This window comes from Companilactobacillus sp. HBUAS59699, from assembly GCF_036913575.1.
Taxonomy (GTDB): domain Bacteria; phylum Bacillota; class Bacilli; order Lactobacillales; family Lactobacillaceae; genus Companilactobacillus.
The window spans coordinates 90,536-106,731 of sequence record NZ_JAYKTV010000002.1; the positions used below are offsets into that span (position 1 = coordinate 90,536).

Sequence of the window (16,196 nt, forward strand, 5' to 3'; positions counted from 1 at the left end):
AATAAGGGAGAGATTTTATGAAGGAAATTACTTCAAAAGAACTAGAAAAATTTCAAACTGCCTTTGAACAAACTCCAGGTTCATCCGCAATCAAAAATGCTGTTGCTAACAACGGTATCTTACAATCAAGTGAAACTATTGCATCTAAAGTCGCTATGGATCCTACCTTTTCAGTTGAACTAGATACTGGATCTGTTTCTGATCAAAAGCAATCTGGATTATGCTGGGTCTTCGCTGCCCTGAATACTATGAGACATCCGATCCAAGCTAAATTCAAGATCAAAGGTTTCGAACTTTCAGAAGGATACATGCTATTCTGGGACAAATTGGAAAAATCTAATTTCTTCTACGAAAATGTTATTAATACTGCAGCCCTTCCTGTTGGTGATCGTAAAGTTGACTTCTTGATGACAACTCCTCAACAAGATGGTGGCCAATGGGACATGATCATGGCACTTGTGCAAAAGTACGGTGTCGTTCCAAAGAGTGTCATGCCTGATACTTACAGCAGAACTAAATCATCAGAATTAAATACTGTTCTTAATACTAAATTACGTAAAAATGCTATTGCATTACGTGATATGGTCAACTCTGGCAAATCAGAAGAAGACGTTGAACGTGTAAAGAATGAAATGCTAAGTGAAATCTACAAGATCTTGGTTTACACAGTCGGCGAACCACCTGCAAAATTTGACTGGGCTTACCGTGACGATGATAAGAATTATCACAAGGAAACTGGTATTACTCCACAAGAATTCTTTAAGAAATACGTTGGTTGGGACTTAGACAGTTATATCTCAACTATCAACGCACCAACTGCTGACAAACCATACAATCACGTCTACACTGTTGAAATGCTTGGTAATGTCTTGGGCGGACGTCAAGTACGTCATTTGAATCTTGAAATCAATGACTTCAAGAGCCTAGCTATCAAGCAATTGCAAGATGGTGAAGCCGTTTGGTTCGGTAGTGATGTTGGTCAAAGTTCTGATCGTAAGATTGGAATTATGGACACTAACATTTACGATGTTGCTGGCTTATTCAACACTGATCTATCAATGACCAAAGCCGAAAGACTAGATTACATTGAAAGTATGATGACACACGCCATGGTACTTACTGGTGTTGATCTAGACGAAAATGGCAAACCAACTAAGTGGAAAGTTGAAAATTCTTGGGGTGAAAAAGTCGGAACAAAGGGTTACTTCGTTATGAGTGATTCTTGGTTCGATGAATATGTTTACCAATTAGTTATCAACAAGAAATACTTAAGTGATGACCTTAAAAAGACCTTTGAAACAGAATCTAAAGAACCTAAGGTTCTTGCTCCATGGGATCCAATGGGTGCCTTAGCTTAAAATTTACTACATAAAGAGACCTAGTATTTTCAAAATAAATACTAGGTCTCTTTTAGTTATACTCAGAATATCATGTGCGTTCTGTCATGCTCTCTTTTTTTAATATCCCCAATACCCTATAATGAAAATTATAATAAAAAGGAGTTGTGCATATGAAAAATAATCAATTTGCCATTCGTCCAACTGACTTTGACACTCAAATCCAAGAATTACAAGATCTGCATTTTTTGACCTCTAATAATGAAATGATGAATAGTCCGATCGATCTATTCACAGATCTATTACAACTTAGCTTCTTAAGAGCTAAGTCAAAAGCCTCATTTGAGCAAAAATTATCAACTTATCTAGCAACACCAGATCAGGATGCGCTTGAATATCTTCAAAATAATCAAAAATTATCAGTTAAAGCCTTTTATAATATCGGTTTACAACTTTTGAAGTTCAATCCTGATGTTGACTTCTCATTCGAAGATCCACTCGCAGCAATGAAAAAAATCCAATTAAAAATTGCCGATCATAAGACTGACTACTTCGATATCGATGAATTAAAATCTGCTTGGTATTGGTTACTAGCAACCCACAATAAGGACGGACAAACTTACATCGATTCACTTGCATCTGACGGTTACTTCGTGCAATTCTATGGTGAAATTGGTGAACCATTATTCTTCAATGGTAAGTCCATGCCCGTCTTCGATCCTCACAAGTTAATTCGTGAAGTTGTCTACGTTGAGTCACCACAAGACACTGATAATGATGGCAAATTAGATTTGCTCAAAGCCGAGATCCTTCGTCCTGCTGAAACTGAAGACGGCTTAAAAGTGCCTGTGCTGTATACTGCTAGCCCTTATAATCAAGGTACCAATGATGAAACGGGCGATAAATTAATGCACGATGTCAATATTCCTTTAGAACACAAACAACCAAACAACCTATCATATGAAGATATTGAATACAAGAAACCTAAAGTAACACTTCCTAAACCAAGAACTGTCACTGCCCACGTTGAAGTAGCTGAAGAAACTTTCGCTAGAGAACAATCTTATACGCTGAATGACTACTTCTTAGCTCGAGGATTTGCGGTAGTTTACGCAGCTGGAATCGGTACTAAAGATTCAGACGGAGTAAGAACAACTGGAGATCCTGAAGAAACAACTTCTACCGTATCGATAATTGAATGGCTAGCTGGTAATCGTACCGCCTTCACTAACAAGACTGACAACATTTCCATCAAAGCTTGGTGGTCAAACAAATCGATTGCTATGACTGGCAGATCGTACCTCGGAACCTTATCCACTGCCGCTGCCACCTCTGGTGTTGAAGGTCTTAAGACCGTTATAAGTGAAGCTGCTATTTCCAGCTGGTATGACTATTACCGCGATGGCGGACTAGTCATTGCTCCAGGGGGTTTCCCCGGTGAGGATGCAGATGTTTTGGCTGAAGAAACCTTCAGTCGCAGATTACAACCTGGTGACTTCCATAAAATCAAACCGTTATGGGATAAAAAACTAAAAGAAATAACTAATGATCAAGATCGTACAACTGGAAATTACAATACATTCTGGGATGCTCGTAATTACCACAAAGATTTTAAAAACATCAAAGCTGACGTCTTAATGGTTCACGGCCTCAATGACTGGAACGTTAAGCCACGAAATGTTGAAAGACTATGGAATGGAATTCGTCATAACGGTGTTATGCAAAAAATAATCTTACATCAAGGTCAGCATATTTATATAAATGCTTTCCGTTCCATTGATTACACAGACATTATCAATCTCTGGTTGACTCATGAATTACTCGGAATCGATAATCAAGCTGAAAAAATCATCCCTGATGTGATAGTCCAGGATAATGTCACTCCTGAAACTTGGAATAGTTATTCTGACTGGAGTAACGATGAAGATGCAAAGATCAAATATGATTTATCTGGTGATAAATTAGTTACCGATGATGTTTCCTATTCAGTGTTGTCCTTTAAGGATCAACTAAGTACCGATTTATTTAACCGTTATAAGAATCATAACGATGAATGGCAAATCGATTTAACCGATCTGTCATCTCATAACATGTCTGACCATCGACTGATATTTACAACCGACAATATGGAAGAAACTATTATTGACGGCAAAACAATCGTCAATCTTAAAGTTGCTTCTAATCAAAATCTTGGTATGTTGAGCTTCCAGTTGATAGACTATGGTAAATCTAAGCGTTTCAAAGTTTCGCCTACCTTACTGGCTCACAATGGATTAGCTGAAACTTATGATTGGCGCGAAGATGACCTCCGTGAATTCACCCTTGGACAAGAGACAAATTCCAAGATGATAACTAAAGGTCACATAAACTTGCAAAATCGAGAAAATGCGTATAAAGTAAGCAGCCTTGAGCCAAATACTTTTTATCCAATTTCCGTTGAATTACAGCCTACATTCTATCGTCTTCCTAAGGGACATAAATTGGGCTTGATCATCTATGCAACAGACTTTGGAATGACTGTCCGTGGTAATCAAGATATTGAATACTCAATTCAAACTGGCGAGTCTAATATTTTAGTTCCAATTCATAAAGACTAAATATTTTAAACCAAAAAGAGGTTTTAACATTAGTATCAAGGTTGCTCAACTAGACCAAAATTAAAAGGTTCCATGCAGCCATTTCTAATGTTATAATCGCCGTTGAACTGTTTAATTTGGAGATTATTTATAATGGAAAAAAATCAATTAAATTCACTAAAAAGTAATCCCCATTCAAAAATGAGTCTTGCGGGATTCTTAATTGCTTTAGGAATCGTGTATGGGGATATCGGTACATCACCTCTGTACGTTATGCACTCATTGATGGTGGGAAACGGTGGACTTGATAAAATGTCTACTGACTTTATTTTGGGTAGTGTATCTTTAATATTTTGGACACTTACTTTGGTCACAACAATCAAGTATGTCTTAATTGCTTTGCGTGCTGATAACCGTGGTGAAGGTGGTATCTTTGCCTTGTATACACTGGTTAGAAAGCGTGCCAAGTGGCTGCTTATCCCAGCCATGATCGGTGGTGCGACCTTCTTAGCCGATGGTATGATGACACCTGCGGTTACTGTTACTGCGGCAATTGAAGGTCTTAAGGGAATCAAGTTCAATAACAATGTGCTGATCACTAATCAGACACAAGTTATTATCATTACTTTGATCATCCTCTCGACGTTGTTCTTCATTCAAAGATTCGGTACTCAATTGATCGGTCGCGCCTTTGGCCCAATCATGTTAGTTTGGTTCGCATTCCTTGGACTAATGGGGATCTATAACATTTCCTTTGACTGGACTATCATACGTGCTTTGAATCCTTACTATGCTTTTGAACTATTACGTAGTCCAATGAATATCCGTGGTATCTTCATTCTCGGTAGTATCTTCCTAGCTACGACTGGTGCTGAAGCACTGTACTCAGATATGGGACACGTTGGACGTCCTAATATTTATACCAGTTGGCCATTTGTTAAAATTTGCCTACTACTGAGTTATTTAGGTCAAGCTACATGGCTATTACGTCTCAAAGACAATGCGGCTCTACAACAAATGGGTTCAGCCATGAATCCGTTCTATCAATCAATGCCGGCAAACTTAAGATTATTCGGAATTTTATTGTCAGCATTCGCCGCCATCATTGCCTCACAAGCTTTGATCTCTGGTTCATATACGTTAGTATCTGAAGCAACTAAATTACGGATTTTCCCACGTTTGAAGACTTATTATCCTACAAACTTTAAGGGACAATTATATATTCCAACTGTTAACTCGATTATCTGGGTAGTTTGTCTATTCATCGTTATCTTCTTCAAGACTTCTGAAAACATGTCAAATGCTTATGGTCTTGAAATCACGATCACAATGTTGATGACAACTATCTTGCTCCATCAATGGCTATTAATGAAACGTGTCAACCGATTATTCACGACCGTTATTATTAGTTTCTTCTTCATAATCGAAAGTATCTTCTTCGTTACAAACAGTAGCAAGTTCATTCACGGTGCCTACATCACAATGGCTATCGCTGCTATTCTTATCAGCGTTATGTTCATCTGGAGATATGGTGACCGACTGATGGACGATAATACCTTTAGAAGTCATTTTGCATCGCTATTGGCATTTAAGCATCAATTGAATGACTTGAGAAAAGATCCAAGTTACCCACTCTATACAACTAACTTGGTCTATCTAACAAAGGTTCATGACGGTTATCGTATCAAGAAAAATATCTTATATTCAATTCTGGATAAACGACCGAAACGGGCTGAAGTATATTGGTTCGTTACTGTAAACGTTACTGATGAGCCATATACTGCCGCTTATTCAGTTGAAACATTCGATACCGACTATATGGTCAGCGTTCAATTATACTTAGGTTTCCGTGTTGATCAAAAGGTTAACGTCTATCTACGACAAGTCGTCAATGATATGATGTCAAACGGCGAGATCAAACCACAACCTCAGAAATATACAACTATCCCCGATCGCCAAGTTGGTGACTTCTCATTTGTACTTATCAAAGAAGTTCTCTCGCCTGACACTAAGATCAGTGGAATTAAGAAGAGCATCATTCATGCTCGTTTAGCATTACAAAAATTCATTTCACCTGCTAACTGGTTCGGACTGTCATACAGTGATGTTATGGAAGAACGAGTTCCTCTCGTTCTAGGTAAGGTTTCTATGAACCGTCTTCGTCTGGTTCGTAAAGATCGTTCCGCATTACAAGATATCCCAATTGATCAACCAATTGACGATGATGATGACGAATAACAAAAGAGCTGATTTCCGTTTGGAAATCAGCTCTTTTTATTTGCGATTTGTTTTGATGATTCTCAATTTTGAATCCATTTCATAGACCAATGGGATTCCATTGGCAACTTCAACCCCATCAATATCGGTATCACTAACATCTTCCAAGTACTTGATCAATGCTCTGATAGTACTGCCATGTGCTACGATCAATTGATTCTTGCCATCAAGCAATTGAGGAGCAATAGTATCCAGGTAATAAGGTATGATACGCTTGTATGCCTGAAATAGGCTCTCTGAAACCGGCATTACTCGTGGATCTAGATACTTGTAAGGTCCTACTGAAGGATCTGGCTTAGCCAACTTAGGCGGCATTGTATAGTAACTACGACGCCACAATCTAACTTGTTCAACCCCATATTCCTTCCTAGTCTCATCCTTATTCTGTCCTCTTAATGCACCATAGTGACGTTCATTTAATCTCCAAGATTTGATAATCGGAACATAATTGATATCCAGATCATCTTGAATAATATAAGCAGTCATAATCGCCCGCTTTAATACCGAAGTATGAACACATTGAATGTCCATATTCTGAATCTGTGCGGCAGCCTCATGTGCTTGTTCAATTCCCTTTTTTGTTAAATCAACATCGTTCCAGCCAGTGTAATCGTTAGTCGCATTAGCTGTGCTTTGTCCATGTCTTACCATGATAAGTTTTACCATATTCCGACATTACCAACTTTCTTGCAATATTCCCTACTAATATTATCACAAAAAATGAATGAAAATCTCGTATTGATTTTCATTCATTTTTTATTTATAAATTTAATCGATCATTGGTTCATCCAGTCCTCGTGTACATTCAGCTTGTAAGGTAACGTGAGAAATATCAAATTTTTCTTTCAACAACTTATCCACCTGATCGTAAACAAGTTCTAGTTGATCCATGTTGCATTTCTTTCGAACATTAATATGTGCATCGAGAATGATAAAATTCTCATCGATCATCCAGACGTGTACATGATGGATACCTACAACATCAGGTACAGTCAGTACAACCTTTTTAACAGCCTCTAAATCGATCTCAGGACTAGCTTCCATCAAAATATTGATAGTTTCCTTAACAACGTCAAAAGCTTCTTTAAGAAGCCATATAGCGATAATAATCGTTATTGCCGGATCGACCCAGTTCCAATTAAACAATGTGACAAAAATCGAGGCTACAAAAACACCGACTGACGACAATGTATCAGATAGCATGTGTAAAAACGTTGCCTTGATATTTAAATTGTTTTTTGATCCAGACCACAGTGCCAACATAGATATCAAATTAGCCAACAATCCGATAATCGAAATTATCATCATCAACGTCCCGTTGATATGTTGAGGAGTTTGAAATCTTCGGATCGACTCAATGATCATCATGACCGTAATAACCATTAGAACACTCGAATTAACGAAGGCCGCCAATATTTCAGCACGTTTGTAACCAAATGTTTTTTCAGAATTATTGTGACGACGACCAATGACATTAGCTACATACGAAATAACGATCGAAATGGAATCTTCCAGGTTGTGTATTGCATCAGATAGCAGTCCCAAGCTTCCTGAGATAATACCACCGAGGAATTCCGCAACAGTAATTATTAAGTTCAATGTAGTGACAGCTAAGAATCTTTTTCCAGTGATTTTTGTATGATCCATGGCATCACTTCCTTTTGCCTACATCTTACCATTTTCAAAAAAAATGCAAAAAAAATAAGCCGATCTGACACTCGACTTACTATATATTCAAATGTTTTCCTTACTTAGTCACAGCTGGCTTAGCTACAACTTTGATTGGATGAGCTACATCAATAATATCAGAGAATCTGTTAGTAACATAATCTCTCATACTGTCACTGGCTTCTCTCTTAGAAACGTTGTGACAAATGCGCTTCTTAGCAATACGTTGGCCTGTCTTATCTAAGAATTTGCATGTTACTTCATAATCGCCATGATTACCAAAAAACAACATCATTGTGACCCCCTTTTATAAAATGATAAACACCCCTGATGTTTCGACCAGATATTTATACCACTTTCTAGAGGACGATACAACACCTTTTGCTCAAATTCTTTTAAAAATAATTTTTGAGTGATAGTTCTTATTTTCCCTAAAAAAAAATATGATATTATTGTTATTAATAGTAAATCGTTTACTTAAATGTGTTTAGTTATTTTAGATACGTATCTTAGGGAGAAAATAATGGATAGACGTACTAATAGGGAAAATCGTAATAAACGTAGTAACAATACACCGAGCAGATCTCAACGTAACGTACAACAACGTGAACAATCACGCAGTAACAATATAACCGGCTCCAGCCGGGCTGCTCGGGGTGCAAAACGCCGTCAAAACATGCCGTTTTATCAGAAAAACTCATTTATTATTTCAATGATCATCGCTGCCATCGTAGTCATTGCTGCAGGTGTCATCATCTGGCGTGTCAATGCTTCCAAGAAGACTACTAGTGAACCAAACAACATTGAAAAAGTGCAATCTAGTAAGAAAAAGACGCCCAAAAAGGCTGCTAAAAAGAAAAAAGCTGAAAAACAAGAAGCACAGAAAGCAAAAAATGAAACAAACGATACTAACAATAACGAACAAAAGAATGATTCCAAGGACGATTCAATCAATAATGCTGGTACATATAACAAATTAAGTTATGATACCGATTGGTTTACTTTCAAATTATCCAACGATGTTAAGTTAGTAAAAAACGCTAATGGCGAAGCTTCACTACTAGTTAAATACAATTACACTAACAAGACTCAAACAGCTCAGGTACCACAACAAGTTCAAGCCAATTACATCATCTTGAAGCAAGACGACAAGCAACTAGAACCTACCTCTGCTACTGGTGATTACGCCGACTTGATCAATGCAACTAATACGCAACAAGTTCAACCTGGTAAGAGTTTCGACGGTGCTTTATTGGTCAAAGTCGATAACACTGACTCAGATGTGAACATGTACTTCAGAAATATCAAAACTAACGATTTGATGGATACTATGCAGCCATTTAAATTGAAATAATAATTGTTTGTGGGTGTTGTTGTTGCCGCTGAGGGTGGACAACAATTCCATCTGCCGTGGACCGGTCTCAGTCTTCGTCTTCGACCTCGCTTGGAAGCCTGTAGTCTTCCAAGTCGTCCAGTGTTCTAAGCGATAAATCGCTAGGAACACTTTTACGGCGGATTCCATTGTTGTCCGCCCTCAGCTAAATCCGTATTATTACTAGTAAACTAGTAACTACTTTGCATTAAATCATATTTTATAAATAATCATAAAGAGCCGCAAATCACGATAAATGGATAAATAATACTATCCAAATCACTGTGATTTGCGGCTTTTTTTAACAATCTAATATATTATTCAGCTGGAAGTTAGCAGTAATGGAATCCGTGGTAAAAATGGTGTTAATACGGTGGTATTCCATATTTACAGCACTGGACGTCTTTCTTGATTTGTGGTTTATGCAAACGGCTCAAATTGTTCCTGTCACAGATGGAATTACTGCTGAACCGAAGCGACATCCAGAAACATCCTAATCAATCCTAATAAGACTCTATCATCAACCCCTTAGTCTGCTTACGAGCAATAACTATCGTTAAAATCAACCACACTATGCAAACAATCAAAGACAACATCGAGAATTGCATCTTTGCTGCCTCTCTAAGCGTACTTGGTGATAATAATGGGAATACGTCCTTAAGCATATGCAAAGCCACTACAAGTAGCAAATTATTCGTTTTAACGTAGATGGCACCCAGGAGCAGTCCGAAGGAAATGGCAAAAATAACTTGGATAGATACATAACCAAAAGAAATACTCTTAAGATTGATCAGATGCATTAGCCCAAACAAGATACTTGAACCGATCACGGCTTTGTAAGCATTGCCTCTGAACTGTTTCAAGAACAATGGTATCAACAGTCCTCTGAAGCAAAACTCTTCCGCTAAACCGACTAATATCGTCATTAACACGATTTCAAATTGAAATGTCATATCTCTTACAAAAAACATTGCAAAACTTGAGTATGCAACAAAAATGATCGTCGGTAAAGCTGTACTAAATTGATCAAAGAGTCTATCTGAATTGAACCAATGAATTTTTTGATGGAACCATAAATAATTCAAAAAATAAGCCGCTAAAAATACTAAGAGATCAGCTAATCCTTGCTTGATATTTGATGATAATCGCGTTGGAATAACCCACACTGCGGCATATAACATGACCGGGAAGATCAGCCACACTGCAAATATTTTCAGAGGCAAAGATTTTATAATTTTCATTATACCTATCGCCACTTTCTCTTTTTTGACTAATCTTAACATTTTTAATTATTTTTAAAAATAACTTGACATGGAACGCGTTCGATATAGTATTCTATAAATGTCGAAAGATAGTGGTCGTTACCACTATCTTTCGGTACCTCCCATTAATTATCTTTAATTCTTCTTGAAAGTACTCACCCTTCAATGATTCTTTCAAGTCGGTCATGAAAATGATCATAAAATAAATATATAAAATAATAGACGCCTATCGGTGTCTATTCAGACTGAAGACAAACTAGATTTATCGATAAGTAAATCATAAGTTTGTCTTCTTTTTTGTCTCGGATAATAAAAAAGTAAGGATATTCTCTTCGTTTAACTGACTACATTTACTAACTTCTCGATGTTCAGACACGCGAAAGTTGCGCGGTGTTAAAAGAGTATCTGTTATCTGAAATATTTTCATTTTTGTATCCGTCGACAAATTTGTATTTAAATAATATCGAAGAAAGATATTAAAACTATATAATTAATGTAACAATTATGTAATTTTAGAAAGTGAGTAACTATATGATGCCAATAATTACGATGAACGATGTCACAAAACGTACTGATGATAAAATAGAACTCAAAAACTTCACTCTAGATATCGATGATAAATCTAAGATCGGTATCAAAATATCATCAGCTGCCACAAAAACATTATTTGAATTAATTAAAGGGAATATCCCTATATCCAGCGGATCAATTACCAGAAGTAAAAAATTAATTGTTTCTGAATTGAGTGATGATGGTTTGTATGAATCACTTACAGTAAAAAAATATATCAAACTGTTCCAAAGAATTTCTAACGTTGACATATCGCTTGCAGATTACCTGCAAGAATTTTCAATTGAAGATATTTGGAATAAAAAAATTAAATACTTATCGAATAATCAGCGAAAGCGAATAAGTCTATTTCGTATGTTTGTTGCCTCTCCAATTCTTATATTAATTGAAAGTCCTCTGACCAATCTTAATGATGAAGGAATTGAGCTATATTTAAAATCAGTCGATTTTGTTAGAAAATCAGGAATAACGATTATGTTTACGTCCAACTATATGGAAGAACTATTGCTTTTGAGTGATGACGTTTATCGTTATAACGTACAAAGTGGCCTTGAAAAAACCGATATTGCTGAAACAAGTGATAATAATGCTGATGATGTTAATATCAATAAGTTCAAACCTAGAAATGTATTTAAAATAGCTTGTAAGATGGCTGATAAAACAATATTCTTCAGTCCTGATGAAATAGATTTCATTGAAAGTATCAATTCTGTCAGTAACATTCGGATTGGTGACGAATATTATCCTTCTGCACTAACAATGAATGATTTAGAACAAAAATTAACACGCTTCGGATTCTATCGTTGCCATCGTTCCTACTTGGTCAACCTACAAAGAATATCTGAACTTATTAGTTATTCTCGGAATAGCTACACACTGATATTAAAGGGACCAGGCAAAGAAAAGCTTCCGTTGTCACGAACCAAGGTGGAAGAACTTCGTAAATTAATTGAGTCATAACGGTAAAAACAATGTACAACTCAGAGATTACCTGACACAGTTGGGCAATTTTTTAATACATACACCATCTTTTCTCCTAATATAAATCACATAAAACGTAAAGGAGAAATCAATGACACAATCCAATATTATAAATGTTCAACACATATCTAAACAATTTAAAGATCAAAAAGCTTTGAGAGATCTAAATTTCACCATTAAAGCTGGAGAAATTTTTGGATTTCTAGGACCTTCAGGAGCTGGAAAAACCACTACTATAAAAATTCTTACGGGACAAATGAAACAAAGTTCTGGTTTCGCATCAGTTCTTAATGTTTCCACAGACAAAATAAACGAAAACATCTACGAACAAATAGGCATCGTTACACATAATAGTGGTTTATATGACAAATTATCAGTATACAAAAATTTAGAAATATTCAGTAAACTATTAAATGTTCAGACTTCTAAAATTGATGAAACTCTCAAAAAAGTTGGATTATTTGAAGATAGAAAAAAGAATGCGGGCAAATTATCTCAGGGAATGCGTCAAAGACTGGTTTTAGCACGTGCGGTTCTCCATAGTCCTAAAGTACTTTTTCTAGATGAACCAACCAGTGGCTTAGATCCTAGTACTCAAGTAGAAATTCATAGACTGATTAGAGAATTGAGAGATAAAGGAACGGCAATTTTTTTAACTACCCACAATATGGAAGAAGCAGAAAAACTTTGTGACCACTTAGCATTATTAAATGACGGCAAAATTGTTGAAACAGGAACTCCTCAAGAAATACGACTAAATCACAACAAGAAAAAACGCTATAAAATTTTATTGAAAAATAATGAAGAACTGGTTTTATCACAATCTGAAGAAACTGTGCAAAAGATAAATTGGTGGATGACTAGCAATGAATTAGTAACTATTCATTCATGTGAACCAACATTGGAAACCGTCTTTTTAGAAGTCACTGGGAGGAACCTAATTTGAACTTATCGCTTAGAAAAATAAATGCTATTTTACAATTGAAATTACAATCAATCATCACCAATGTATCTATTATGGTTGCACCATTACTGGCCATTGGATTCGTTCTTATAATGAAAATATCGATGCCTAAGGCGGTTATGACTGGAGCTTTTTTACTAGGATTTGGAGTATTATTCAATGCAATAATGGGTGGAATTATGATGGGGAGCTATCCATTGGCCGAAGAAAAGGAAAAGAACACATTGAGAGTTCTGATGACGTCATCAGTCAATGGTACCGAATTTGTAATCGGTAGTATTATTCCATCAATTCTTATAATAATTATCGTAAACATTATTTTGGTACCAGTCGCTGGGATTCCTATGAATAAAATTGATTGGCCAATATACATGATTTACACAACTTTATGCGGATTAATCAGTATCTTGATCGGTTACATAATCGGTATATATTCAAAAAACCAAATGCAGGCTGGTAATATCAGTATGCCAATTCTTTTGACATTTACTATGACGCCGATGTTTCAGATGATCAACAAAACTGTTGCGCAAATCACTTCATTCACATATTCAGGAACATTCATTAATTTTATAAATGATATGCTGACAAAAACTTATTCTCCAAACTTCAAAGATATAGCAGTTCTAACAGTATGGACAATTTTAAGCATTTTGATTTTTATCTACGCTTATACTAAGCACGGTCTGGATTCTGAATAAACACATAACTATATGCAATTTTTAAAAGATATATATAACATATTGGTTTTCTTGGTATAATCGTTCCAGTCGCACTAACTTACGTTTTAGGTATGAAAGAGAGTCCTTTTATTAGCATTATCTTTGCCGCAACCTCTGTTCCCATCTCAGTTGAGGTATTAAAATAATTATTAAAAATGGCCTCCAATTTTGAAATTGGAAGCCATCAGACTGAATAGACGCCAAATTGGCGTCTATTTATTTTTTTTAGTAAAAATATTTTTTAAACTACGACTAAGCACTTGAAAGAATCCTAGAGATTGTACTATGTCATTGGGATCAATGTATTTACGAATTGTTCGCAAAGCTTTCTTAGGATCTTTAGATGAAAATGTAAAGAGACCATTCTTCTTAGTTCTAAAGGCATAACGAGGTATCCACTTACCCTTAAAGATAACTGAAACGATCACTTTATCTACCTCATTCCAAGGAATTTGAATAAAGTTCTTCTTATCGCGATCGCTATAAAATTCAAATCCCTTATCACCAATCATGATCTTGCCATATTCTGACAAGCCCATATGTGAAGTTCCGTCAATTACAAGATCAGCCTTCGTGTTGATCGATTGGACCATCTAATCCACTCCATTCTCTGATATAAATAATTATTAACATTATACAACTAAAAAAGGATGAACCCATAAGAGTCCATCCAAAAGGAGCCAAATGCTCAATTAAATTATTACATAACGTGAACAACATGTAGAAGAACACCGACTACGAATAGTCCAAGAATAATAACGATAGGTGAAACTTTCTTCTTTAGTAACCACATGCAGAACAATGTTAGAAGCAAAGCAGCCAAACCTGGTACCAATTGATCCAAGTTATCTTGCAATGTTGTAACTTTGTGAGCTGTCAATGATAGACCAGCTTTTTGTTGAATAAGAGCTTCCTTAATACCTTGTGCGCCTGCTGGAAGATGTGCCCAATCAATATAAGCACCCTTGTCAAGTTTAACTGTTGAAACAGTAGGTGTGAACTTAACAACAACCCAACGGTTGATCAAGGACCCTAGGATAAACATACCTAGAATTGAAGCACCTTTAGTAATGTCTTGTAGAACACCACCAGACATATCTTCTGTGATAGCAGAACCAGCTTTGTAACCTAGTTCTTGTGTATACCACATGAATCCCATACGAATTGCATTCCATACTACGAAGTAAATGATTGGTCCTAAGATACTACCTGTCATAGCAAGTGAAGCAGCTAGGGCACCAACGATAGGCTTAACAGTGAACCAGAACACAGGGTCACCAATACCGGCCAAAGGACCCATCATACCAACTTTAACACCTTGGATAGCAACGTCGTCAATAGGAGCACCATTGGCACGTTCCTCTTCAAGAGCCATAGTAACACCTAAAATAGGTGAGGCTAAGTATGGGTGAGTATTAAAGAATTCCAAGTGACGTTTCAATGCTGAAGCGCGGTCTTCTTTAGTTGTATATAATTTTTTAAGTGCTGGGATCAATGAATATGCCCAGCCACCGTTTTGCATACGTTCGTAGTTCCATGAACCTTGGATGAAAGTTGAACGCCACCAAACGGAGATTCGATCTTTTTTAGATAACTTTAATTCTTCTGCCATTTTTATTCTTCCTCCGTCCTAGTAATTATCGATTATGTCGCCAACTGGATCACCGGTGTTTGAACCGCCACCGCCGTTGTTTGAACCACCGCTCTTTGAAAGAGTTAGGTAAATCAAGGCAAGTGAGATACCGATAGTACCAAGTGCGATAAGTGTAAGATCTGTAACTGTAGCTAGAACGAAACCAATTGCGAAGAATGGCCATACTTCCTTAGAAGCCATCATGTTGATAACCATTGCATAACCAACAGCAACAACCATACCACCACCGACGGCAAGACCATCAGTTAACCATGTAGGCATTGCTTGTAGCATTCCTCTAACGGGACCAGCACCAACAGCAAGAATCAATGCTGCAGGGATAGCGATACGAATACCTTGTAAACAAATAGCAATAATTTGCCACATTTCAATCTTTCTAAAACTACCTTCTTCAGCAGCCTTATCCATGATATGAACAATACCAGTTGTGATTGTACGAACGATGATTGTTAGTAACAAACCAGCAACGGCAAGTGGAACAGCGATAGCAATAGCTGATGTAACACCAGCCTTACCTTCGCCACCAAGAACCAAAATAATTGCAGAAGCAACAGATGCCAAAGCAGCATCAGGAGCAACGGCAGCACCGATATTAGCCCAACCTAAAGCGATCATTTGTAATGAACCACCTAGGATCAAGCAAGGTACTAAATTACCTGTAACTAAGCCGATTAAAGTACATGCAATAACTGGTTGATGGAAATGGAATTCATCAAGAATACCTTCCATACCAGCTAGGAATGATACTAGAACGACTAATACAATTTGAATAGCATTTAATTGCATAAGTATTAACCCTCCATAAAATATCTA

Annotated in this window: 15 protein-coding genes and 1 pseudogene; 8 read left to right on the forward strand and 8 right to left on the reverse strand. The window is 36.6% G+C overall.

Annotated features, from left to right (window positions below; genetic code table 11):
* Positions 1–17: 17 nt before the first annotated feature.
* The 3 genes from U8519_RS04050 (at position 18) to U8519_RS04060 (ending at position 6,151) form a co-directional block, all read left to right on the forward strand.
* Positions 18–1,358, forward strand: coding sequence for an aminopeptidase C (locus U8519_RS04050; RefSeq protein WP_334329052.1), 1,341 nt, complete (start codon positions 18–20; stop codon positions 1,356–1,358).
* 152 nt (positions 1,359–1,510) lie between these two features.
* Complete coding sequence (locus U8519_RS04055; protein ID WP_334329053.1) at positions 1,511–3,934, forward strand: Xaa-Pro dipeptidyl-peptidase; 2,424 nt, start codon at positions 1,511–1,513, stop codon at positions 3,932–3,934.
* 132 nt (positions 3,935–4,066) lie between these two features.
* Positions 4,067–6,151, forward strand: coding sequence for a KUP/HAK/KT family potassium transporter (locus U8519_RS04060; protein WP_334329054.1), 2,085 nt, complete (start codon positions 4,067–4,069; stop codon positions 6,149–6,151).
* A gap of 36 nt (positions 6,152–6,187) precedes the next feature.
* On the opposite strand, the gene U8519_RS04065 is transcribed toward U8519_RS04060, so the two are convergent.
* From U8519_RS04065 to U8519_RS04075, 3 genes are all read right to left on the reverse strand, one after another.
* Positions 6,188–6,856: a 2,3-bisphosphoglycerate-dependent phosphoglycerate mutase gene (locus U8519_RS04065; protein WP_334329055.1), complete on the reverse strand. Its 669-nt coding sequence runs from the start codon at positions 6,854–6,856 to the stop codon at positions 6,188–6,190.
* 102 nt (positions 6,857–6,958) lie between these two features.
* On the reverse strand, positions 6,959–7,837 hold the full coding sequence (locus U8519_RS04070) for a cation diffusion facilitator family transporter (protein ID WP_334329056.1): 879 nt from the start codon (positions 7,835–7,837) through the stop codon (positions 6,959–6,961).
* A gap of 100 nt (positions 7,838–7,937) precedes the next feature.
* Entirely contained in the window at positions 7,938–8,153 is a 216-nt protein-coding gene (locus tag U8519_RS04075) for a hypothetical protein (protein ID WP_334329057.1), read from the reverse strand.
* A gap of 228 nt (positions 8,154–8,381) precedes the next feature.
* Here U8519_RS04075 and U8519_RS04080 point away from each other — a divergent pair, with 228 nt between their 5' ends.
* Entirely contained in the window at positions 8,382–9,212 is an 831-nt protein-coding gene (locus U8519_RS04080) for a DUF5067 domain-containing protein (protein WP_334329058.1), read from the forward strand.
* On the opposite strand, the gene U8519_RS04085 is transcribed toward U8519_RS04080, so the two are convergent.
* Positions 9,135–9,380 (reverse strand): hypothetical protein, encoded by a 246-nt coding sequence (locus U8519_RS04085; protein WP_334329059.1) that lies wholly within the window; start codon positions 9,378–9,380, stop codon positions 9,135–9,137. The genes U8519_RS04080 and U8519_RS04085 overlap by 78 nt on opposite strands.
* 353 nt (positions 9,381–9,733) lie before the next feature.
* Positions 9,734–10,471, reverse strand: coding sequence for a CPBP family intramembrane glutamic endopeptidase (locus tag U8519_RS04090; protein ID WP_334329060.1), 738 nt, complete (start codon positions 10,469–10,471; stop codon positions 9,734–9,736).
* A 552-nt stretch (positions 10,472–11,023) separates the two neighbouring features.
* Between U8519_RS04090 and U8519_RS04095 the strand changes: the two genes are divergently transcribed.
* From U8519_RS04095 to U8519_RS04110, 4 genes and pseudogenes are all read left to right on the forward strand, one after another.
* Positions 11,024–12,022, forward strand: coding sequence for a LytTR family transcriptional regulator DNA-binding domain-containing protein (locus tag U8519_RS04095; protein ID WP_334329061.1), 999 nt, complete (start codon positions 11,024–11,026; stop codon positions 12,020–12,022).
* A gap of 112 nt (positions 12,023–12,134) precedes the next feature.
* The gene (locus U8519_RS04100; RefSeq protein WP_334329062.1) at positions 12,135–12,989 is read left to right on the forward strand and encodes an ABC transporter ATP-binding protein; all 855 of its coding nucleotides are present in this window, start codon (positions 12,135–12,137) and stop codon (positions 12,987–12,989) included.
* Positions 12,986–13,708: an ABC transporter permease gene (locus U8519_RS04105; RefSeq protein WP_334329063.1), complete on the forward strand. Its 723-nt coding sequence runs from the start codon at positions 12,986–12,988 to the stop codon at positions 13,706–13,708. The genes U8519_RS04100 and U8519_RS04105 overlap by 4 nt, the downstream gene beginning before the upstream one ends.
* Positions 13,709–13,749: 41 nt before the next feature.
* Positions 13,750–13,872 (forward strand): annotated as a pseudogene (locus U8519_RS04110) (sodium:proton antiporter); the annotation flags it as partial.
* 69 nt (positions 13,873–13,941) lie between these two features.
* On the opposite strand, the gene U8519_RS04115 reads toward U8519_RS04110, so the two are convergent.
* The 3 genes from U8519_RS04115 to U8519_RS04125 all read right to left on the reverse strand — a co-directional run bounded on the left by U8519_RS04115 (position 13,942) and on the right by U8519_RS04125 (position 16,169).
* Positions 13,942–14,322 carry a DUF956 family protein gene (locus tag U8519_RS04115; RefSeq protein ID WP_334329064.1) on the reverse strand — a complete coding sequence of 127 codons (381 nt, stop codon included), beginning with the start codon at positions 14,320–14,322 and terminating at the stop codon, positions 13,942–13,944.
* A gap of 107 nt (positions 14,323–14,429) precedes the next feature.
* A complete protein-coding gene (locus tag U8519_RS04120; protein ID WP_334329065.1) occupies positions 14,430–15,341 on the reverse strand; it encodes a PTS system mannose/fructose/sorbose family transporter subunit IID in 912 nt (303 codons plus the stop codon).
* Positions 15,342–15,359: 18 nt separating this feature from the next.
* Positions 15,360–16,169, reverse strand: a complete 810-nt coding sequence (locus tag U8519_RS04125) for a PTS mannose/fructose/sorbose transporter subunit IIC (protein ID WP_334329066.1) — start codon at positions 16,167–16,169, stop codon at positions 15,360–15,362.
* Positions 16,170–16,196: the final 27 nt, after the last annotated feature.